This is a genomic window from Anaeromyxobacter sp. SG17 (assembly GCF_022690695.1).
Lineage (GTDB): Bacteria > Myxococcota > Myxococcia > Myxococcales > Anaeromyxobacteraceae > Anaeromyxobacter > Anaeromyxobacter soli.
This window is the reverse complement of sequence record NZ_JALCYX010000039.1, coordinates 21,149-41,561: the sequence shown is the minus strand read 5'-3', so window position 1 is coordinate 41,561 and position 20,413 is coordinate 21,149. Positions and strand designations below refer to the sequence as shown.

The 20,413-nt window shown below is 74.5% G+C and carries 20 protein-coding genes and 1 pseudogene; 14 read left to right on the top strand and 7 right to left on the bottom strand.

Translation table 11 applies throughout. The annotated features are described in order from the left end of the window. From MNY60_RS14835 to MNY60_RS14800, 8 genes and pseudogenes are all read left to right on the top strand, one after another. A pseudogene (locus tag MNY60_RS14835) lies at nt 1–381 on the top strand (hypothetical protein); the annotation flags it as partial. Between the two features lie 108 nt (nt 382–489). Next, complete coding sequence (locus MNY60_RS14830) at nt 490–1,032, top strand: PilZ domain-containing protein (RefSeq protein ID WP_242340567.1); 543 nt, start codon at nt 490–492, stop codon at nt 1,030–1,032. 179 nt (nt 1,033–1,211) lie between these two features. Next, entirely contained in the window at nt 1,212–3,383 is a 2,172-nt protein-coding gene (locus MNY60_RS14825) for a glycoside hydrolase family 57 protein (RefSeq protein ID WP_242340568.1), read from the top strand. Nucleotides 3,384–3,453: 70 nt separating this feature from the next. Next, nucleotides 3,454–4,320, top strand: coding sequence for a GGDEF domain-containing protein (locus MNY60_RS14820; RefSeq protein ID WP_242356470.1), 867 nt, complete (start codon nt 3,454–3,456; stop codon nt 4,318–4,320). A 60-nt stretch (nt 4,321–4,380) separates the two neighbouring features. Beyond that, nucleotides 4,381–5,556: an MFS transporter gene (locus MNY60_RS14815; RefSeq protein ID WP_242340570.1), complete on the top strand. Its 1,176-nt coding sequence runs from the start codon at nt 4,381–4,383 to the stop codon at nt 5,554–5,556. After that, nucleotides 5,549–6,550: a DUF4931 domain-containing protein gene (locus MNY60_RS14810; RefSeq protein WP_242340571.1), complete on the top strand. Its 1,002-nt coding sequence runs from the start codon at nt 5,549–5,551 to the stop codon at nt 6,548–6,550. The genes MNY60_RS14815 and MNY60_RS14810 overlap by 8 nt, the downstream gene beginning before the upstream one ends. 70 nt (nt 6,551–6,620) lie before the next feature. After that, nucleotides 6,621–8,048 (top strand): glycogen synthase GlgA, encoded by a 1,428-nt coding sequence (gene glgA / locus MNY60_RS14805; RefSeq protein WP_242340572.1) that lies wholly within the window; start codon nt 6,621–6,623, stop codon nt 8,046–8,048. 89 nt (nt 8,049–8,137) lie between these two features. Next, on the top strand, nt 8,138–8,425 hold the full coding sequence (locus MNY60_RS14800; RefSeq protein ID WP_242340573.1) for a hypothetical protein: 288 nt from the start codon (nt 8,138–8,140) through the stop codon (nt 8,423–8,425). Nucleotides 8,426–8,471: 46 nt separating this feature from the next. Here MNY60_RS14800 and MNY60_RS14795 read toward each other — a convergent pair whose 3' ends face one another. The 4 genes from MNY60_RS14795 to MNY60_RS14780 all read right to left on the bottom strand — a co-directional run bounded on the left by MNY60_RS14795 (nt 8,472) and on the right by MNY60_RS14780 (nt 12,740). Beyond that, nucleotides 8,472–9,725, bottom strand: coding sequence for a metallopeptidase family protein (locus MNY60_RS14795; protein ID WP_242340574.1), 1,254 nt, complete (start codon nt 9,723–9,725; stop codon nt 8,472–8,474). A 120-nt stretch (nt 9,726–9,845) separates the two neighbouring features. After that, complete coding sequence (locus MNY60_RS14790; RefSeq protein ID WP_242340575.1) at nt 9,846–10,775, bottom strand: SIR2 family protein; 930 nt, start codon at nt 10,773–10,775, stop codon at nt 9,846–9,848. A 66-nt stretch (nt 10,776–10,841) separates the two neighbouring features. Further along, complete coding sequence (thiO, locus tag MNY60_RS14785) at nt 10,842–11,960, bottom strand: glycine oxidase ThiO (RefSeq protein ID WP_242340583.1); 1,119 nt, start codon at nt 11,958–11,960, stop codon at nt 10,842–10,844. Nucleotides 11,961–12,092: 132 nt separating this feature from the next. After that, the gene (locus MNY60_RS14780) at nt 12,093–12,740 is read right to left on the bottom strand and encodes a TetR/AcrR family transcriptional regulator (RefSeq protein WP_242340576.1); all 648 of its coding nucleotides are present in this window, start codon (nt 12,738–12,740) and stop codon (nt 12,093–12,095) included. A gap of 91 nt (nt 12,741–12,831) precedes the next feature. Here MNY60_RS14780 and MNY60_RS14775 point away from each other — a divergent pair, with 91 nt between their 5' ends. After that, entirely contained in the window at nt 12,832–14,040 is a 1,209-nt protein-coding gene (locus MNY60_RS14775; protein ID WP_242340577.1) for a DNA polymerase IV, read from the top strand. A 39-nt stretch (nt 14,041–14,079) separates the two neighbouring features. On the opposite strand, the gene MNY60_RS14770 is transcribed toward MNY60_RS14775, so the two are convergent. After that, nucleotides 14,080–14,619 carry a hypothetical protein gene (locus MNY60_RS14770; RefSeq protein WP_242340578.1) on the bottom strand — a complete coding sequence of 180 codons (540 nt, stop codon included), beginning with the start codon at nt 14,617–14,619 and terminating at the stop codon, nt 14,080–14,082. A 181-nt stretch (nt 14,620–14,800) separates the two neighbouring features. Here MNY60_RS14770 and MNY60_RS14765 point away from each other — a divergent pair, with 181 nt between their 5' ends. Beyond that, the gene (locus MNY60_RS14765) at nt 14,801–15,604 is read left to right on the top strand and encodes a nucleotidyltransferase family protein (RefSeq protein ID WP_242340579.1); all 804 of its coding nucleotides are present in this window, start codon (nt 14,801–14,803) and stop codon (nt 15,602–15,604) included. Then, entirely contained in the window at nt 15,561–16,346 is a 786-nt protein-coding gene (locus tag MNY60_RS14760) for a metallophosphoesterase (protein WP_242340580.1), read from the top strand. Before MNY60_RS14765 ends, MNY60_RS14760 begins: the two co-directional genes overlap by 44 nt. Nucleotides 16,347–16,371: 25 nt before the next feature. Here MNY60_RS14760 and MNY60_RS14755 read toward each other — a convergent pair whose 3' ends face one another. Further along, nucleotides 16,372–16,752: a response regulator gene (locus MNY60_RS14755; RefSeq protein WP_242340581.1), complete on the bottom strand. Its 381-nt coding sequence runs from the start codon at nt 16,750–16,752 to the stop codon at nt 16,372–16,374. After that, nucleotides 16,749–17,720 carry a phosphoesterase gene (locus MNY60_RS14750; protein WP_242340582.1) on the bottom strand — a complete coding sequence of 324 codons (972 nt, stop codon included), beginning with the start codon at nt 17,718–17,720 and terminating at the stop codon, nt 16,749–16,751. The genes MNY60_RS14755 and MNY60_RS14750 overlap by 4 nt, the downstream gene beginning before the upstream one ends. Before the next feature lie 337 nt (nt 17,721–18,057). Here MNY60_RS14750 and hprK point away from each other — a divergent pair, with 337 nt between their 5' ends. The 3 genes from hprK (at nt 18,058) to MNY60_RS14735 (ending at nt 20,398) form a co-directional block, all read left to right on the top strand. Further along, on the top strand, nt 18,058–19,023 hold the full coding sequence (gene hprK / locus MNY60_RS14745) for an HPr(Ser) kinase/phosphatase (protein WP_242341085.1): 966 nt from the start codon (nt 18,058–18,060) through the stop codon (nt 19,021–19,023). Then, the gene (gene rapZ, locus MNY60_RS14740) at nt 19,020–19,904 is read left to right on the top strand and encodes an RNase adapter RapZ (protein ID WP_242341084.1); all 885 of its coding nucleotides are present in this window, start codon (nt 19,020–19,022) and stop codon (nt 19,902–19,904) included. The genes hprK and rapZ overlap by 4 nt, the downstream gene beginning before the upstream one ends. A gap of 71 nt (nt 19,905–19,975) precedes the next feature. Beyond that, entirely contained in the window at nt 19,976–20,398 is a 423-nt protein-coding gene (locus MNY60_RS14735) for a PTS sugar transporter subunit IIA (RefSeq protein WP_242341083.1), read from the top strand. The last annotated feature ends 15 nt before the right edge of the window (nt 20,399–20,413 follow it).

Below are 20,413 nucleotides of genomic sequence, written 5' to 3'. Positions count from 1 at the left end.
ACGGCAGGCGCCGTGCCCGACGGCGCCAGCGACGACGCGGCGCGGCTGCGCGACGCGCTCGCCGAGGCGCTCCGGCGCGCGGCGGACGCGGAGGCCGCCGCGGAGGCGGCGCGCGCGACGCTCGCGCCCGCGGTGGCGGAGGAGGCGGCGGCCGCGATCCTGGACATCGAGGTGAAGGACTTCCCCGCCGTCGACGACATGGACGAGGCGCTCCGGGCGGCGAGCGCCGAGCGCGAGGCGCTCAGCGCCCGGCTCGCCGAGCGCGATCAGAAGATCGCGCGGCTCCAGCGCGAGGTGGCCGACAAGACGGACCGCCTCGGCCGGCTGGCGAAGGAGATGGGCGAGCTCAAGGCGAGGGGGTCGGGCAAGCTCTTCGGGTGAAGCGGGCGGTGGGGTCGCTGCGGGGCGCCTGCGAGCGCACATCGGCCCCGAGGGCGAGCAGGCAGGCGTTCGCTCGGACGCCACCGGCGATGCTATCGTCCACGTCCCATGAGCGAGCCCCGCCGCTACGAGCGCATCGAGATCGAGCTCCCGTGCCGCCTCTTCATCCCGGGCGAGGGCGGGCTCCGCTTCGAGGCGTTCTGCACCTCGAAGAACCTCGGGCTGGGCGGGCTGTTCGTGGCCTCGAACTTCCTGCTCCGCTCCGGGCTCGAGCTCTACGTGGAGCTCGCCCTGCCGGACGGGCCGCTCGCCATCCGCTCGCAGATCGCGCACGTCGTCCCGCACGGCGACCGCACCTTCCCGACGGGCATGGGGATCGAGTTCCTCGACGTCGACGCGCACGGCCGCGAGACGCTGCTCCGCTACTTCACGCCGACGCGCTACACGAGCTTCTACGACGCGTTCATCGCGGAGTTCCCGCACCTCGACGAGAAGGTCCCGCTGCGGGACGTCTCGCTCGTCCTGAACCTCTGGGAGGAGTGGAAGATCCGGAGCGAGGGCGGGCCGCTCTCCACCGCCTCGGGCGCCCCCCCGCCGCCCGCGCTCGGCGCGGCCGCGACGGAGGAGCGCGCTCCCCGCGTCCGCCGCTGACGGACCGACGATGATCCCGCCGTCCACGAGCGAAGCGAGCACGCCAGAGGACCCGGCGAGCCGGGGAGGGGCCCCCGCCGGACCAGGGCCGGGCGACCGCGCGGCTCGCGAGACCGAAGCTCGCGGCTCGCGAGCCTTGGGCTAGGCACCGGGGACCCCGGCCGTTACGGTTCTGCACCATGCAGAAGGCACGGCTCGCGCTCCTGTGGCACATGCACCAGCCGCCCTACCGCGACGCGGACACGGGCGAGTACCTCCTGCCCTGGGTGAGGCTCCACGCCACCCGGGCCTACAACGACATGGCGTGGATCCTGGAGCGGCACCCGGGCATCCGCTGCACCGTCAACTTCACCCCCATCCTCCTCGAGCAGCTCGAGGACTACGTGGCGGGCCGCGCGCGCGACCGCTTCCTCGAGCTCACCGCCCGGCCGGCGAACGAGCTCGCGCCCGACGAGCGCGCGGCGATCGTGCGCGGCTTCTTCATGGTGGACTGGGCGCGCAACGTGCGGCCGGTGCCACGCTACTGGGAGCTCCTCCAGAAGCGCGGGCGGGACCTGCGCGGCCGCGACGTGAGGAGGCTCGCCGCGGCGTTCTCCGACGCCGAGATCACCGACCTGCAGGTCCACTTCAACCTCGCCTGGATGGGCTTCGGCGCCCTCGCCGACGACGAAGGGCTCCGCGCCCTGCGCGAGAAGGGCCGCGGGTTCGACCGCGCCGACGTCTCCCTCCTGCTCGAGGCCCAGCGCCGCATCCTCGCCGGGATCGTGCCGCGCTGGACGCGCCTCGCCGACCGCGGCCAGGTCGAGCTCTCGGCCACCCCCTACCAACACCCGATCCTCCCGCTCCTCTGCGACACCGACGTCGCCCGCCGCGCGCTCCCCCACGTGCAGCTCCCGCCTCGCTTCGCGCACCCGGAGGACGCTCGCTGGCACGTGCGCGAGGCGCTCGCGAGCCACGCCCGCCGCTTCGGCCGCCCGCCCGCCGGGATGTGGCCGGCGGAGGGCGCGGTGTCGCCCGAGGCGGTGGAGGTGCTCGCGCGCGAGGGCGTCCGCTGGGCGGCGAGCGACGAGGGCGTCCTGCTCCACTCGCTCCCCCCGAGCGCCCCGCGGCTCGCCTCGGTGTACCGGCCCTGGCGCATCGCCGCGGGCGAGGGGCGCGAGCTCAAGATGCTCTTCCGCGATCGCGCCCTGTCGGACGCGATCGGCTTCACGTACTCCGGCGTGCCCGCGCGCGAGGCGGCGGACGACTTCGTCGCGAACGTCGCCTCGATCGCGCAGGCGTGGGCGGCGGAGCGGCTCCCCGGCCGCGCGACCGTCGGCGTGTTCCTCGACGGCGAGAACGCCTGGGAGCACTACCCCCACAGCGGCCACGAGTTCCTCGACCGGCTCTACGGCGCGCTCGCCGCGAGCGACGCGATCGAGACCGTGACCCTGTCCGAGGCGACCGCCGCCACCGAGGGCGGGATCGTGACCCGCATCCACTCCGGCTCGTGGATCGAGGCGTCCTACCGAATCTGGATCGGGCACGCGGAGGACCGCCAAGCCTGGACGGCGCTCGGCCGGGCTCGCGCGGCGCTCGCGGCGGCGGAGCGCAGCGGGGCGGTCGACGCGGACCGGCTCGAGCAGGCGCGGCAGCATTTGCACGCCGCCGAGGCCTCGGACTGGTTCTGGTGGTACGGCGACGACTTCGCGACCGACCTGGGCGCCGAGTTCGACGGGCTCTTCCGCGGACACGTCGTCCGCGCCTGCCTGCTGCTGGGGGTGACGCCCCCGCGCGAGGCGGTCGAGCCGATCAAGCGCGCCGCCGCCCCCGGCGCCGAGGTGCGCGCCGCGCGCCAGCCCACCGCGCTCCTCGCGCCGCGCATCGACGGGCGCCAGACGACCTACTTCGAGTGGGCGGGGGCGGGCGTCCACCGCCCCGGCCAGCACCGCGGCTCGATGTTCGGCGGCGCGCAGGTCTTCCAGGCGCTGCACTACGGGTTCGACCTCGAGGCGCTCTACCTGCGGCTCGACCCGGCCGAGTCGCCGGAGCGCACCGTCGAGCTCGCGTCGGAGGTCCGCGTCGTGCTGCTCGCCGGCGACCGGAACGAGACCGTCGAGCTCGCGATCGTGCGGGACGGACAGGCCCGCCCGGCACGCCTGCGCGGCGCGGAGCTGGGCGAGGCGGCGTTCGCGCAGGTGCTGGAGGTGCGCCTCCCGTTCGCCGCGCTCGGGCTCGCGCCCGGCACGGAGGTCGCGCTCGGCGTGCACGCCGCGCGCGGGGACGTCGAGGTCGAGCGGCTGCCGCGCCACGGCTTCGTGACGCTCACCGTCCCCGACGCGGACTTCGAGCGCCTGAACTGGAGCGTGTGAGGGAGGAGCGCGTGGGCCGACAGCGAACGAAGCGAGGCCGCCGGGGCGGGGGAGCGTCCCCGGTGGAGCCGTGACCGCGGACGCCACCCGCGTCCGGCCGCCCGCGCCGGGCGCCCCGGCCAGCGGCGGCGCGCGGCTCGTGTTCGTCGAGGGCGCGGCGCTCCTCGGGGTGACGGTCGCGCTGGAGGGCGAGGTGGTGCTCGGCCGCGATCCCGGCTGCGCGCTCCAGCTGCCGGCGGAGGACGTGTCGCGCCGGCACGCGCGCGTCGCCCCCGCGGAGGCCGGCCACCTGGTCGAGGATCTCGGCTCCACGAACGGCACGTTCGTGAACGGCGCGGCGGTCTCCGCGCGGCGGCTCGCGAGCGGCGACCGGATCCGGGTCGGGCCCTTCGTGGCGCGCTACCTCGCCGCGGGCGACGAGGCCGCGCGGGAGCTCGAGGCGCTCGCCGCGCTCGGCCGGCGCGATCCGCTCACCGGGCTCGCGAACCGGAGGGCGTTCGAGGAGGCGCTCGCGGGCGCGGTGGCGCGCGCCGCCCGCGGCGAGGCGCCGCTCGCCCTCGTCGCGCTCGACGTCGACCACTTCAAGCGGGTGAACGACGCCCATGGCCACGCAGCCGGCGACGCGGTGCTGGCGGCGGTGGCGGCGCGCGCGGCGGAGGCGCTGCGCGCCGGCGACCTCCTCGCCCGCATCGGCGGGGAGGAGTTCGCGGCGCTCCTGCCCGGCGCCACGCTCGCGGCGGCCGCGGAGGTGGCGGAGCGCATCCGCGGCCGGATCTCCGCCGCGCCGATCGACGCCGGCAGCGCGGCCATCGCCGTGACGGTGTCGGCGGGCCTCGCCGCGCTCTCGCGGGGAGAGGACGGGGCGACGCTCCTCGCCCGGGCCGACGAGCGGCTCTACGCGGCGAAGCGGGCGGGGCGCGATCGTATCGCCCGGTGAGGGGCGGGGCGGAGGGAAACGCCTGCGCGCCCGTCCGCCTCGGGTTATCCTCCCGGACCCGTGAAGAACCGGTCCGCGCTCGCGATCCTCTTCGTCATCGTCTTCATCGATCTCCTCGGCTTCGGGATGGTCATCCCGGTCATGCCGCTCTACGCCGAGCGGCTCGGGGCCTCCGCCACCTGGACCGGGCTCCTCTCCGCCGGGTACTCGGCCATGCAGTTCGTGTTCGCGCCGATCTGGGGCCGGCTGTCCGACCGGGTCGGGCGCCGCCCGATGCTGCTCGGCTCGATCGTGATGACCGCGCTGGCGTTCACCATGTACGCCCTCGCGAACAGCTTCCCCATGCTGCTGCTCTCCCGCCTCTTCGCGGGCGCGGCGACCGCGAACATCTCCATCGCGCGCGCCTTCGTCGCCGACGTGACGGCGCCCGAGGAGCGCGCGAAGGGCATGGGGATCATCGGCGCCGCGTTCGGGCTCGGCTTCGTGCTCGGGCCCGCGATCGGCGGCATCCTCTCCCGCCACTCGCTCGCGCTCCCCGGCTTCGCCGCCGCGGCGCTCGCCGCGGCCAACGGCGTCGCCGCCTGGTTCATCCTCCCCGAGCCCGAGGCGCGCCGCTCCACCGATCGCCGCCCCCGCTTCGCCGCCATGCGGGAGGAGCTCGGCCGCCCCGGCATCCGCCGCGTCATCGGCATCTACTTCCTCACGGTGCTCGCCTTCAGCATGATGGAGGCGACCTACGCGTTCCTCGCGAAGGAGCGCTACGGCCTCGCCGAGTCGCACGTCGGCTACGTGTTCGCGTACATCGGCGTCCTGCTCGTCATCGTGCAGGGCGGGCTCGTCGGACGCCTCTCGCGCCGCTTCGGCGAGAAGCCGCTGCTCGTCGCCGGCCTCGTCCTCCAGGCCGTGGCGCTCCTCTCGCTCCCCTTCGCCGGGAGCGTCGCGGGGCTCCTCGCCGCGACGGCGCCGCTCGCGGTGGGCAGCGGCCTCGCGCAGCCGGCGCTCTCCTCGCTCCTCTCGCGCTTCGCGCGCGCGGAGGACCAGGGCGGCACCCTCGGCATCGGCGAGTCCGCCGCCGCGTTCGGGCGGATCCTCGGCCCGGAGGCCGGCAGCTGGACCTTCGGGCAGTGGTCGATGGCGTTCCCCTACGTCGGCGGCGCTGCCATCATGGCGTTCGCGGCGGCGGTCGGCGCGACGGTGCGGCCGGCGCGCGAGGAGAGGGTGGCGGGCGATGCCTGACCTGCGCAGGGATCCCATCGTCGGGCGGTGGGTCATCATCGCGACCGAGCGCGCGCGGCGGCCCTCCGACCTGGTGCGGCCGCAGGAGCCCGCGAGGCCGGGGCTGTGCCCGTTCTGCCCGGGCCAGGAGGACAAGACGCCGCGCGAGGTGTACGTGTCGGGCCGCCCGCCCTCGGCGCCGGCGAACGGGCCGGGCTGGGGCGTGCGCGTCGTGCCGAACCGCTTCCCCGCCCTCAAGATCGAGGGCGACCTCGATCGCGAGGCGGAGGGGATCTACGACCGGATGAACGGGATCGGCGCGCACGAGGTGATCGTCGAGACGCCCCGGCACGAGCGCCAGATGAAGGACCTCACCGAGGCCGAGCTCACCGAGGTGCTGTTCTCGTTCAAGGCGCGCATCCTCGATCTCCGCAACGACCTGCGCTTCCGCTACATCCTGCTCTTCAAGAACCAGGGGCAGCTCGCGGGCGCCTCGCTCGATCACGCGCACTCCCAGCTCATCGCGCTCCCGGTCGTCCCGCGCCAGGTGGTCGAGGAGATCGAGGGGGCGAGGCGCCACTACGAGCACAAGGAGCGCTGCATCTTCTGCGACATCGTCGGCCAGGAGCGGAAGGAGCGCGCCCGGCTCGTGCACGAGAACGACGAGTTCGTGGTGTTCGCCCCCTGGGCGCCGCGCAGCCCCTTCGAGACCTGGATCGTCCCGAAGCGCCACGAGTCGAACTTCGAGGCGGAGCCGAAGGAGCGGCTCGGGCTCTGCGCGCAGGCCCTCGGGACGACGCTCCGCCGCCTCGCCGCCGCCCTGGGCGACCCCGCCTTCAACTTCATCGTCCACTCGAACCCGCTGCGCGACGCCGCCTCGCCCTCGTACCACTGGCACATCGAGGTGATGCCCGCGCTCACCCAGGTCGCCGGCTTCGAGTGGGGCTCCGGCTTCCACATCAACCCCGTGCCCCCGGAGGAGGCTGCCGAGTTCCTCCGCCGGGTGGAAGGCTGAACGGCGGCGTGAAGCGCGACCCCCGAGGTGCGCGCGAAGCACGCGCCGCCGTCTAGCTCTCGAGGGCACGATGGAGATCCTGTTCGTGGCGTCGGAGGTGGCGCCCTGGTCGAAGACCGGCGGCCTCGGCGACGTCGCCGCGGCGCTCCCCCGCGCGCTCGCCGCGCGCGGGCACGCGGTCTCGGTGGTGACGCCGCGCTACGGCTCGATCGATCCGCGCGCGCACGGGCTCCACCCCCTCCACCGCGCGCTCGACGTGCGCGGCGAGCCGACCACGCTGTGGGTGAGCCGGGAGCGCGCGCCCGTCTACTTCGTCGAGCACGAGCACTTCTTCGGCTCGCGGCGGGGCCTGTACGGCGAGGCGCACGACTACGCCGACAACGCCGAGCGGTTCGCCTACCTCGCGCGCGCGGCGCTCGCCCTGCCCGGCGCGCTCGGGCTCCGGCCGCACGTCGTGCACCTGAACGACTGGCAGACCGGGCTCGTGCCGTTCCTGCTCCGCCACGAGCACGCCCGCGATCCCGCCCTCGCGGGCGCGCGCACCGTCTTCACCATCCACAACCTCGCCTACCAGGGCGTCTTCTCGAAGCACGTCGTGCCCGCGCTCGGGCTCCCGTGGGACGTCTTCCGCTACGAGGCGATGGAGTTCCACGACCAGCTCAACTTCATGAAGGCGGGGCTCGTGTTCGCGGACGCGCTCACCACCGTCTCGCCCACCTACGCGCGGGAGATCACGACGCCCGAGGGCGGGGTGGGCCTCGACGCGCTCCTCCGCCACCGCACGAGGGACCTGCACGGCATCCTGAACGGCATCGACGTCGCCGAGTGGGATCCCGCGACCGACCGCCACCTCCCGGCGCACTACTCCGCCGCCGAGCTCGCCGGGAAGGCGCGCTGCAAGGCGGCGCTCCAGCGCGAGCTCGGGCTGCCGGAGCGGCCGGAGATCCCGCTCGTCGCGATGGTCGGGCGCCTCGCCGAGCAGAAGGGCCTCGACCTCGTCGTCGCCGCCCTCGGCGAGCTGCTCGGGCGCGAGCTGCAGCTCGCCCTGCTCGGCAGCGGGCGGCGCGACTGGGAGGAGGTCTTCGCGCGCGCCGCGCGCGAGCGGCCCGAGCGGATGGCGGCGCGCATCGGCTTCGACGAGGGGCTCGCTCACCGGCTGGAGGCGGGGGCCGACCTGTTCCTCATGCCGAGCCGCTTCGAGCCGTGCGGGCTGAACCAGATGTACTCCCTGCGCTACGGGACCGTCCCCATCGTCCGCGCGGTGGGAGGCCTCGACGACACCGTCGAGGACTACGACGGCTTCCAGCGCGGCACGGGCTTCAAGTTCCGCGACTACCACCCGCAGGCGATGCTGCTCGCGGTGCGCCGCGCGCTCGAGACCTACCGGGACGGCCGCGCCTTCCGGGCGCTCCGCCTGCGGGGCATGGCGCAGGACTTCAGCTGGGACCGCAGCGCGCAGGCGTACGAGTCGCTCTACCGCTCGCTCGCCAATCCCTGATCGTCGGCGGCGCAGCGCGCTCACGGGCGGTTCGGGTGGAGGAGGGCGGCGGCCCTTCACCGCCCACCGGGCGGACCCTACCTTGAGGCATGGCCCGCCGATTCGATGCCCCCGACGACGATCCCGAGGTCACCGCGCAGCCGAGCGAGCGGATGGTGCGCGAGCTGACGAGCGAGGCCGACGAGAAGGTCGTGCCGCTCGAGAACGTGGGCGGCGCGGCGCCGACGACGCTCGGCCTGGACTCGGGCGGAAACTTCCCCGGCCCCGAGGACGATCTCGCGAACCTCGCCGAGCCGGAGCCGCCCGAGGCGCCCGAGGTCGAGGCGATGCACGTGCACGAGAGCGCCGACGAGGAGGACGAGGAGGAGCGCCGCTGACCGGCGGTCCGCGGGCCGCGATCACCTCCGGCGCCGCGCCGGGGGGCTACTCGAGGCCGCGCGCGCGCAGGTCGTCGTCGCTCTCGCCGTGCAGGTGCCCGAGCTCGTGCAGGAGCGTGACCCGCACCTGCTCGGTGAGCTCTCCCCGGTCGGCGGCGAAGCGCAGCAGGTTCTTCCGGTAGAAGACGATCGTGCGGCAGCGCGGCCCGTCCGCCGCGGTGCACGCCTCGTTCTCCGACGGCCCGCGGAAGAGCCCCAGGATCGAGGGCGAGAGCGGCGGGTGCACCGCGAGGAGGTCCGCCGCGTCCGGGAGGTCCTGGATCTCGATCGGCACCGCCTGGAGCGCGCGGCGCTCCTCCGCGGGCAGCCCCGCGACCGCCGTCTCCACCTCGGCCCGGAACGCGGCCATGTCGACCGGCGGCTCCTGCTTGAAGTCGGTGGGCGCCAGCGACCGGGCGCGCCCGAGCAGGGACGAGGCGCGTCGCTCCTCGCCTCGCCGCTCGGCGAGGAGCCCGAGCTGGTGGAGCGTCCACGGATCGTCCGGAGCGAGCGCCAGGGCGCGCTCGAACGCGCGCTGCGCGTCGTCGAAGCGGCAGAGCTCGTAGAGCGCGACGCCGCGCTCGTACACGGCGTCGGCGTCCTCGGGGCGCGCGTGCACGGCGCGATCGAGGTGCGGAAGGGCGAGGTTGCTGCGGCCGAGGTCGTTCTCGGCCATGCCCGCGACGAGCTCGAGGCGCCCGACGAGCTCGCGGTCCTTGCGCAGCGCTGCCGCCCGCGCCCCGCGGACGGCGTACTCGAGGCCGGCCTCGATCGCCTCGGGCTTCCCGCCCAGGCGCCGCACGTGGAGCTCGGCCGCGCCGAGCAGCGCGCCGGGGGCGTCCGGATCGATGGCGAGCGCGCGCGCGAAGGCGAGGCGCGCCTCGTCGACGCGGTTCGCCGCCGCGAGCGCGTCGCCGCGCGCGGTGAGGGCGCCCACGTGGCGCGGCGCGAGCGCGAGGGCCTCGTCCGCGCAGGAGAGCGCCCGATCCTTCGCGTCGCGATCGAGCGCGTCGGCAGACTCCTCGACGAGGACGCCCGGGGAGGCGTTCGGCTCTGCCGGGAGGCAGGGGCCGGCCGGCGCCGGCACGGGCTCCGGCGCGACGAGGGTCCCCTCGTGCGGTCGCGCCGGCGGAACGGGGGCGCTGCTCGCGCGCGCCGAGGGCGCGGGGATCGGTGACACCGCCGGCTCGAGGGGCGGCGAGGCGCGGGTGCATGCCGTGAGGAGGGCGACGCAGACCGCGCGGCGAAGCGGCCGGTACATTGGCGGCAGCTTGCCACGGTTCCGCGGGAGGCGCCATCCGGGGGGTCAGCAGCCGAGCGTGAGGCTGTCCCAACGCCTGCCCGGAGCCGCAACACGCTAGAGGGCAGGCGCCGGGCGGCCTCACCCGTGCCCCGGCGGCGAGGCCCCGAGCTCCCGCTCGCAGCGCGAGGCGAGCTCCTCCAGGAACGCGAGCAGCTCCCTCGGGTGGAGCGGGTCGGCGGCGTTCAGGTCCACCCGGCCGATCCGGTCCATCGCGACCGTCGCGCGCTCGAGGTCCGTCGAGGTACCCAGCTCGAGGAACCAGCCCACCGGCGGCACGCGCAGGTCGCGGAGCTTCGTCCAGAGCCAGCGCAGGTTCGGATCGTTGAAGCCGTAGCCGACGAGGAGGATCTCCCGCCCCATGACGTCGGACGAGAAGCGCAGGTCGATCGGGTTCGCGGCGAGGTCGGAGCGGCGCAGGAAGTCGGACTCGGAGACGACGAGCGAGGCGGGCCGCTCGAGCGTGCCGTGCAGCTTGTAGATGGGGAAGCGTGGCACGAAGCGCCGGCCGACCTCGACGAAGCGCCAGCGGTGGAGATCCTCCGCCTCGGCGACGACCTGGCAGGGCTGGCCGGCCCACTCGAACGTGCGCTCGAGCAGGTCGTCGAAGTTCGTCGTGTACACCGCGGGTACGAAGGGCGCGAGCCGGACGAGGAGGCGCTGCAGCGGCAGGTCCGCGGGATCGATCCGGGAGGTGTCGAACAGCGCCCGGAGGCGCTCCACGAGCCGGTCCTCGCCGCGCAGGAACCGGTAGGCCTCCGGGATGCGAAGGAGCGCGTCCATCGAGACGGGCGCGTCCGGGTCGGGCGGCGCGAAGCGCTGGGGGGCGTCCGGAACCTGCTCGCGCAGGGCGGGGACGAGATCCTCGGCGAGGGCGCAGACCGTCTGGCGCCAGGAAGGGAGGCCCGCCCAGCGGGAGGCGCCCGCGCCGACGAGCAGCACGAGCTGCCCGCGGGCGAGCCGGTCGAACAGGCGGTCCTTCACCTCGCGGACGTCCGTGGACGCGTCCATCGAGACGAAGGTACTCACGCGCCGCGAGGGCCGCGCGTGCTTCGCGCCGCGGGCGCCGCGTCGCGGCTACCGCGGGCCGATGAGCGAGGCGAGCCGCGCCGGCGAGAACGGCGCGAGGTCCACCGGGGGCGGCGCGCCGGTGACGGCCGCCGCGATGGCGTCCGCGGTGATCGGCGCGAGGAGGATGCCGTTGCGCGTGTGGCCGGTCGCGTAGAAGAGGCCCGGGATCGTGCCCTCGCCGAGGATCGGCTCGCCGTCCGGGCTCGCCGGCCGGAAGTTCGACCAGGTCTCGACGACCGGCGCCTGGGCCAGGGAGGGGGCGATCTCGATCGCCACGTCGAGGACGTGGCGGAGGCCGCCCGCGGTGACGGCCTTCTCCCAGCCGACGTCCTCCATGGTCGAGCCGCAGAGGATCCGTCCGTCGGGGCGCGGCACCACGTAGCCGTGACCCGAGAAGACCACGCGCGAGAGGAGCGGCGGCCGCGTGTCGACGACGGCGATCTGGCCGCGCACCGGCCGGACCGCGCCCGGGGGGAGGCCGTTCCCCTCGACGAGCAGGCTCCAGCTCCCCGCCGCGAGCACCACCGCGTCCGCGTCGATGCGGCCCGCGGCGTGCTCCACCCCGGCGGCGCGGCCGCCCTCGGTCCGGATGCGGCGCACGTCGCCCGTGAGGAAGGTCGCGCCGGCGCGGGCGGCGGCGACGTACACCGCGCGCGCGAGCAGGCGCGGATCGAGCGAGGCCTCGTCGGCGAAGAAGAGCGCGCCGCGCGCCTCGCGGGAGAGGCCGGGCTCGAGCGTCCGCACCGCCGCCTCGTCGAGCACCTGCACCGGCAGGCCGGCCCGCTCGAGCTTCTCGGCGCGACCGGCGAGGAGGTGCGCGTGGTCGTCGTCGAACGCCACCTCCAGCGTGCCGAGCGAGCGGAGGGACACGGCGAGGCCGGAGCGGGCCTCGACCTCGCGGACGAACCCGGGGTAGCGCGCGAGGGAGGCCCGGCAGAGGGCGTAGAAGGGACCGGGCTCGATCGCCTCCACGCCCGGCGACAGGATCCCGCCCGCCGCGCTCGACGCCTCCGCGCCGGGGATCGACCGCTCGAGCACCACCACCTTGCGGCCCGACAGCGCGAGCCGAAACGCGACCGAGGCGCCCTGGATGCCGGCGCCCACCACCACCACGTCCGTACGCATGGCGCGCAACACTACGCCCTCGCGCCCGCCGCGGGGAAGCGCTCCGCGCGCGGAGCGGGCTCCATGAAAAAGACGCGCCCGGGCGAGCGAGGCGAGCCCACGTCCCCGCGCGACGCCGGGGCGCAGCGCCCGTCAGATCGGCGGGACCGAGCCGTTGGGCGCGGCCGGCCGCGCGGGCGTGAGGCCGTTCACGAGCAGCTCGAACACGTGGCGCCGCCACGCCTCCGGCGCGAGCGGCTCGTGCACGAAGGGCCGCGCCGCCTCGCGCGAGGACGCGACGAGCGCGGCGAGCCCGCCCACGGTCACGACGGCGAGGATCGGATCGAGCCCGTCCCCGGCGCCGCCCTGCGCGAGCGCGTCGGCGGCGCGCCGGACTGGCTCGAGGAGCGCGGGGTCGGTCTGGGTGAGCTGCGACAGGAAGGGGGCGCCGTCCAGGTACTCGCGGATGAGGATCTGCGCGCCCATCGGATCCTTCATCATCGCGTCGAGGTAGGCGGCCACGACCGAGGCCGGGCCGCCCGGCCCGAGCTGGACGAGCCGCGCGATCTCGTTCGCCGAGCCCAGCCAGACCGCTCGCAGGATGTCGAGGTAGAGGGCGCGCTTGGAGGCCCAGTGGCGGTAGATGAGCGCCACGTTGCAGGACGCGCCGCGCGCGATGCCCTGGACGCGCGCGCCGTGGTAGCCGCGCTTCGAGAACTCGGTGCGCGCCGCGTCCCAGATCCGCTCCGCGATCCCCGCACGCGGGGCGCCCGCCTTGCGGTTGGCGACCGAGCCGTCCATGAAAGCCTGAATACCGGTCGCGTTGACCTGGGTCAAGTCCGCTCGTGCCCCCGTCCGGAGGGTGGGCGAGCCGGCTTATAGAAGGAGGCGAATGACCGGCCGCCCCCGCACCATCCTCCACCTCGATCTCGACGCGTTCTACGCGTCCGTGGAGCAGCTCGACGCGCCGTCGCTGCGCGGGCGCCCGGTGATCGTGGGAGGGCCGTCGCGCCGGGGGGTGGTGTGCGCAGCGAGCTACGAGGCGCGGCGGTTCGGCGTCCGGTCGGCGATGCCGACGGCGCAGGCGCGCAAGCTCTGCCCGGACGGCGTCTTCCTCCCGCCCCGCTTCGACCGCTACTCGGCGCTCTCCGAGCAGGTGTTCGCGATCTACCGGCGCTACACGCCGCTCGTCGAGCCGCTCTCGCTCGACGAGGCGTTCCTCGACGTCACCGCCAGCCGCGCGCTGCACGGCGGCGGGCGCGACATCGCCGCCGCGATCAAGCGCGCCGTGCGGGCGGAGTGCGGGCTCGCCGTGTCCGCGGGCGTCGCCGAGGTGAAGCTCGCCGCCAAGATCGCGACCGACCTCGGCAAGCCCGACGGGCTCGTCGAGGTGCCGGAGGGCGGCGTCGCCGCGTTCCTCGCGCCCCTCCCGGTCGGCCGGCTGTGGGGGGTGGGCCCGGTGACCGAGGCGGCGCTCCGCAAGCTCGGCGTGACGACCATCGGGGACCTCGGCCGCACGCCCGACGCCGCCCTCGCCACGGCGGTGGGCACCTCGAGCGCCCGGGGGCTCCGCGCGCTGGCGCTCGGCGAAGATCCGCGGGACGTCGTGCCCGACGAGGCGGCGAAGTCGGTCGGCGCGGAGGAGACCTTCGGCGAGGATCTCTCCGGCCGCGCCGCGCTGGAGCGTGCCCTCCTCGAGCAGGCCGGACGCGTCGGCCGGCGGCTGCGCGCCGCCGGGCTCGCCGGCCACGTCGTGACGCTCAAGGTGAAGTACGCCGACTTCACCCTCGTCACGCGGCGCACGACCCTCCCGAACGCGACCGACGACGACCGGGCGATCTTCGAGGCTGTCCGCGCGCAGCTCGAGCGCGTCGAGGTGGAGCGCCCGGTGCGGCTCACCGGCGTGTCGGTCTCCGGGTTCGCGGGCGAGGCGGAGCGCGGGCAGCTCGATCTGTTCCAGGCCGCCCCGGCGCCGCCGCCGGAGGTGGAGAAGCGCCGCTCGCTCAACGCCGCGCTCGACGTGCTGGCGCGCCGCTTCGGCGATCGCGCCGTCACTCGCGCGGATCTCGCCGACGAGGACGGGCGCGAGGACGACGGGTGACGAGCGTGCTCGAGCCCCGCGACTACGTCGCCGCGGGCGCTACCCGCCGCCGTCGCTCCCCGGGGGGCCGCTGTTCGGCACCCAGCGCGAGTCGGGGGCCGGTCCCTCGGGGGCCGGCCGGTCGGTCCGCGGCGCGGAGCGCGCGTCGATCGTGAGGGCAGTCGGCCTCCCGCCGCGCCCGCTCTCGTACGAGGCCCGCACCGGGCTCCCCTCGCGGAGCGACGCGAGCGGCGCGATCCGTCCGTCGAGCGTGATCGCGGTGGCGTCCCCGACCCGGAGGACCACGCTCTCCTCCCCCGGGGCGCGGATGACCACGCGCCCCTCGGCGCACCGCTCGAGCGTTCCCTCGATCTTCCGGATGGCCCGCGCGCGGACCGCCGCCCGCCTGTGCCGGTCCGCCCGACGGCTCTCCTCCGGCCCGGCCGACCGCTCCTCCGGCGTGCGGCCGTCCCGCTGCGCGACGGTCGGAGGCTCCACGGGATCCTGCTCGCGCGCCGCGCGCTCGCCGCGCTTGCAGGCGAGGGCCAGCGCGGCCGCGAGCAGGGCGGCGAGCCAGGGGCTGTTGCCTGCGAAAAGCACGTCGCACCGCCGTCGAAGGGAAGGACCCTCGATCGAACGTGCGCTCGCGCCCGACCCCGGGCAACGGCGCTCCGCCGGCATGGCCCGGGCGCCGCCCAGCGGGCTTCCTCCCTGCGACCGCCAGCCGCAAGTTCTCCCCATGATCTCGACCGAAACGACCGGACGGCCGGGGGAACATCTCGTGACTCGCGATCGCGACGCGGGCGAGATCGACGCGCGGGCGGACGCGCTGCGCGCGCTCACCGAGGCCGGCGTGCCGCACCTCGTCGCGGGGGCCTACGCCTTCTTCGAGTACACCGGCATCTTCCGCGACACGAAGGACCTCGACATCTTCCTCCGCCAGCGGGACGTGGAGGACGCCTTCCGCGTCCTCGAGGGCGCCGGGTTCCGCACCGAGATGACCGACCCGTCCTGGATCGGGAAGGGCTTCCGGGGCGAGTGGTTCGTGGACCTCATCTTCTCCTCGGGCAACGGCGTCGCCGTGGTCGACGACCTGTGGTTCGAGCACGCGCGCCCCGGCCGCGTGATGGGCGTCGACGTGCTGCTCGCGCCCCCCGAGGAGATCATCTGGTCGAAGGGCTTCGTCCTCGAGCGCGAGCGGTACGACGGCGCGGACGTGAACCACCTGCTCCGGGCGTGCGGCGAGTGGCTCGACTGGGACCGGCTCCTCATGCGCTTCGAGCGCTACTGGGAGGTGCTCTTCTCGCACCTCATGCTCTACCGGTTCACCTACCCGGGGGAGCGGGGCAAGGTGCCGGACCGCGTGCTCCACGCGCTCATGGAGCGTACTCGCGCGGACATCGCCGAGGGTAACCACGTGCGCCCGGTCTGCCGCGGGACGCTCATCTCGCGGGTGCAGTACCGGCACGACCTCGATCACCTCGGCTACGAGGACGGTCGCAAGTGGGACGAAGCCGAGCGGGTGACGGGGAAGGAGAACGATGGCGGACGGGAACGGGACCTTCCGGCTGGCGGCGGTCGCTGATCTCCACTGCCGACAGGACCAGCACGGCCGCTTCCGCGAGCTCGTGAAGATCGTGAACGGCGAGGCGGAGGGGCTCCTGCTCGCGGGAGACCTCACCGACCACGGCACCATCGACGAGGCGAAGACGCTCGCCGAGGCGTTCGCGCTCTTGCGCGTGCCGTGCGCCGCCGTGCTCGGCAACCACGACTTCGAGGGCGGGGTGGTGAAGGACCTCGTCCGGATCCTCGGCGAATCGAGCATCGAGGTGCTCGACGGCGACCACGCCGTGTTCGACAAGCGCGTCGGCATCGCCGGCGTGAAGGGGTTCGCCGGGGGGTTCGAGCGGGCCATGCTGCAGGCCTTCGGCGAGCCGATCATCAAGGCGTTCGTGCAGGAGGCGGTCAACGAGGCGCTGAAGCTCGAGGCCGCGCTCGGCCAGCTCGACACGCCGATGAAGATCGTCATGACGCACTACGCGCCCATCGCCGAGACCTGCCAGGGCGAGGAGGCGGAGATCCGGCCGTACCTCGGGACGTCGCGCCTCTCCGCGCCGTGCGAGGCGTTCGGCGCGTGCGCCGTGTTCCACGGCCACGCCCACCACGGCAAGACGGACGGCCGTACGCCCAAGGGCATCCCCGTCTACAACGTCGCGATGCCCCTGCTCCGGAAGCTCTGGGACAAGCGCTTCCGCGTCTTCGACGTGTGGGAGGGCGGCTGCACGCCGGTGACGCCGGGTCCCGAGCTGGTCGTGACGACGCATTGAAACGGGGACTGCGTCCCCGCGATCCTCAATGCCGCATCGGCGGCGGGCCGGCGGCCTTGCGGACGCGCTCGAGGATCTCGTCCATCCCGACCGACTTCGGGATGTAGCCCTGCGCGCCGAGGAGCTCCGCCTCCCACTCGAACCCGTAGGCAGAGAGGATCAGGATCGGCACCGCGGAGCTCTTGGCGTCGCCGCGCATGCGCTCCATCACGCCCCAGCCGTCGAGCACCGGCATCTTGAGGTCGAGCAGCACGATGCCGGGCGCCTCGTCGGCCACCCGCTGCAGGGCGATCTCACCGTTCTCGGCCTTCTGCACCGGGTAGCCCGCCTCGGAGAGCACCTCGGAGAGCGCCTCGCGGAAGTCGTCGTCGTCGTCGACGACGAGGATGTACTGGCCGGGGGTCATGGCGCGGTCGGCTCCGTGCGCAGCGCCGCGGCGATCTCGCCGGCGATGCGCCGCGCGTCCTCGACGTGATCAGGTGCGAGCGACACGGCGCCGACGACCGGGTGGCCGCCGCCGCCGTACCGCTCGCACAGCTTGGAGATGTCGTGCGCGCGCGGCGGCCGGGCCCACGGGTTCGACCCGACCGACACCTTGGCGCGCTTGGGGTCGCGGCTCACGACCACCGTGTAGCGGGCCTCGGGGAAGAGCTCGTACGCGATGAACTTGTTCGCCGACTCGATGGGCGTGCGGGTGAGATCGATCATGACGACGCCCTGCTCGACGCGGGCGAGGCGACGGTACACCTCGATGGCGTCCGCGTGGCGCGCGAGGATGGGCTCGAGCGGCTGTGCCACCCAGGGCTCGGCCGCGATCTCGGCGAGCGGCCGGTGCTGCAGGGCCTCGATGAGCCGGGCGGGGACCGCCGGGTCCTTCGTCGCCTCGAGCAGCGTCATGATCCGCAGCGCCGGCGCCTCCAGCCGCACCGCGGTGGCGGGCGAGTCGAACCGGGCCGCGTCGATGACGTCGGCCCAGCGGACGAGCTCCGCGAGATCCTCGGCGCGCCAGTCGAAGCGCTCCGCGAGCGTGCGGGCCATGAAGCCGGTGCAGCTCGGCGCGGCCGGGTCCCAGAACTTCTGGCCGCTCACGTCCCGCTCGAACAGGGCGCGATCGTGGGGGGTGGGGAAGGCGCTCGCGTGATGGTCGAACCACCAGTGAAGGTCGGGCGACGGGGAGAAGCGGAAGTCGACGCAGGCGTTCACGTCGCCGTCGAAGGCGCCGGGCGGGAACGGATCGCCGGCGCCGTGCTGCAGCGGCACGTGTCGGACCGTGGAGAGCCGCGTCCCCTCGCGCTCCTCGAAGAAGCGGCTGAAGAGCGCCGCGGAGGCGCAGCCGTCGAAGCAGTTGCCGTGGTAGAGGACCTTGAGCTGCATCGGAGCGGGGCAATCTAGTGACCGGCCGAGCATACCGTCAACGCGCGAGTCGGGCCGCGTGACCTCGCGCGGGCCCCCACCGGGTCGAAGGCGCGCGGCCCGCGCGGAGGAAGCGGGGGCGCGGCGGGGTGGCCGGCGAGCGCCGATCGCGCGCGACCCGGGCCGCGGCGCTCGCCGTGGCCCTCCGCCCGCTCGCTCCGTCCGCCCGTCCCGGTCCGCGCGGCGCGCCGGCGTTCCGCGCCCGGCCCTGCGGCGCGGACCTCGGGGCGCGGCGGGCCCGGGGAGGCGTGCCGACGAGGTAGCGGCCAGCCGTTTCCGCGGGTTAGACTCCGCCGCGATGGACGCGATCCGCGTCGGGGCCCTCCTCGACGACAAGAAGTTCGACCTCCGGCTCACCCTCGTCGCGGGCAAGCAAGGGCTCTCGCGCCGCATCAGCTCCGCCCGGATCCAGAAGCCCGGGCTCGTGCTGGCCGGCTTCACCGAGAACCTCCACCGCGAGCGGGTCCAGGTGTTCGGCAACACCGAGATGAGCTACCTGCAGACGCTGCCGCGCGAGCGCGCGGTGGACGTCCTGCGGAGCTTCTTCTCCGCCGACATCGCCTGCCTCGTCGTGACGAAGGGGCTCGAGGTGCCGCCCGAGATGGCGGCCGCGGCCGACGAGTCCGGGGTGCCGCTCCTGCGCACGACGCACCTCAGCTCGACCTTCATCGAGGGCGTCCAGAACTACCTCGAGGACATCCTCACCGCGCAGACCTCGATGCACGGGGTGCTGCTCGACGTCTTCGGCGTCGGCATCCTGCTCCTCGGCAAGTCGGGCATCGGCAAGAGCGAGATCGCGCTCGACCTCGTCATGCGCGGCCACCGCCTCGTCGCGGACGACATCGTCGACGTGAAGCGGCGTACGCCCGACTCCGTCTACGGCGCCGGCTCCGAGATCATCAAGCACCACATGGAGATCCGCGGGCTCGGGATCATCAACATCAAGGATCTCTTCGGCGTCGCGTCCATCCGCGAGCGGAAGAAGATCGAGATCGTCCTCGAGCTCGTGGAGTGGGATCCCAGCGTGGAGTACGACCGCCTGGGCGTCGAGGAGAAGAAGTTCCGCATCCTCGACGTGGAGATCCCGATGCTCATCGTCCCGGTCCGTCCGGGCCGCAACATGACCACCATCGTCGAGGTCGCGGCGCGCAACCACCTCCTGAAGCTCCAGGGCCACCACTCGGCCCGGGAGTTCCAGGAGCGGCTGAACCGCGCGATCGCGCTCGCCCCCGGCGGGCGAGTCGGGGAGCTGGACGTCGAATGATCGAGAACGCGAACCACGGCGCGGCGGAGGTCGTGATCCTCACCGGCGTGTCCGGCTCGGGGAAGTCCACCGCGCTCCGCGCGCTCGAGGACGCCGGCTTCTACTGCGTCGACAACCTGCCCATCCTGTTCCTCGAGAAGCTGCTCGAGCTCTCGGGCCACACCGCCGGCGAGGTGTCGCGCCTCGCGCTCGTCGTCGACGCGCGCGAGGGGCGCTTCCTCGCCGACGCCCCGCGCGTCATCCAGGAGATCCGCCAGCAGGGGGCGGACGTCGAGGTGCTGTTCCTCGACGCCTCCGACGAGTCCCTCGTGCGCCGCTACTCGGAGACGCGGCGGCGCCACCCGCTCGCCGGCGAGACCGGCACCGTCCCCGACGGCATCGCCGCCGAGCGCCGCGCCCTCGCCGCGCTGAAGGCGATCGCCGACGAGGTGATCGACACGACGACGCTGAACGTCCACGAGCTGAAGCGGCTCGTCACCCGGCGCTTCGGGTCCTCGGAGGGCGCCCGGCTCGGCGTCACGGTGGTTTCGTTCGGGTTCCGCTTCGGCCTGCCCACCCACGCCGACCTCGTGCTCGACGTGCGGTTCCTCCCGAACCCCTACTTCATCCCCGAGCTGAAGTCGCACCCGGGCACGGACCCGCGCGTGGCGAGCTTCGTGCTCGGCCAGGCCGACGCGAAGGCCTTCCTCGAGCGCACCGTCGACCTGCTCGGCTTCCTGCTCCCGCGCTACCGCGCCGAGGGGAAGAGCTACCTCACGATCGCGATCGGCTGCACCGGCGGAAAGCACCGCTCGGTGGCGCTCGCCGGCGCGCTCTCGGAGCGGCTGGAGGCGGGCGGCCAGCCGGTCCGGCTGTGGCACCGGGACGTGGAGAAGGAGTAGGGCGCCGGCACCGCTGGCCCCCGGGGGCGCGCGAGGCTATGGTACGCCCGCGCCGGGGGAGGAGCATCCTGATGGTCGGTCTCGTCGTCGCCACGCACGGCAATCTCGCGCAGGAGCTGCTCCGCACCGCGGAGGGCATCGTCGGTCGCCTCGAGCAGTCCGAGGCGGTGAGCATCGGCGCGGGCTCGTCCATGGAGGACTGCCGCGCCCGCCTGGGCGAGGCCGTGAAGCGCGTGGACGCAGGCGAGGGCGTGCTCGTCCTCACCGACATGTTCGGCGGCACCCCGGCGAACCTCGCGCTCACCTTCCTCGACGAGAAGCTCGAGGTGGTCACCGGCGTGAACCTCCCCATGGTGCTGAAGCTCGCCACTGCCCGGGCGGAGAGCCTCGGCCTCCACGCCACCGCCGAGCTCCTCACCGGCTACGGCCAGAAGAACATCACGCTCGCGTCCGAGCTCCTGCGCACCCGGGCACGCACGAGCCGTTCGTCGTGAATCGCGCAGCCCGCG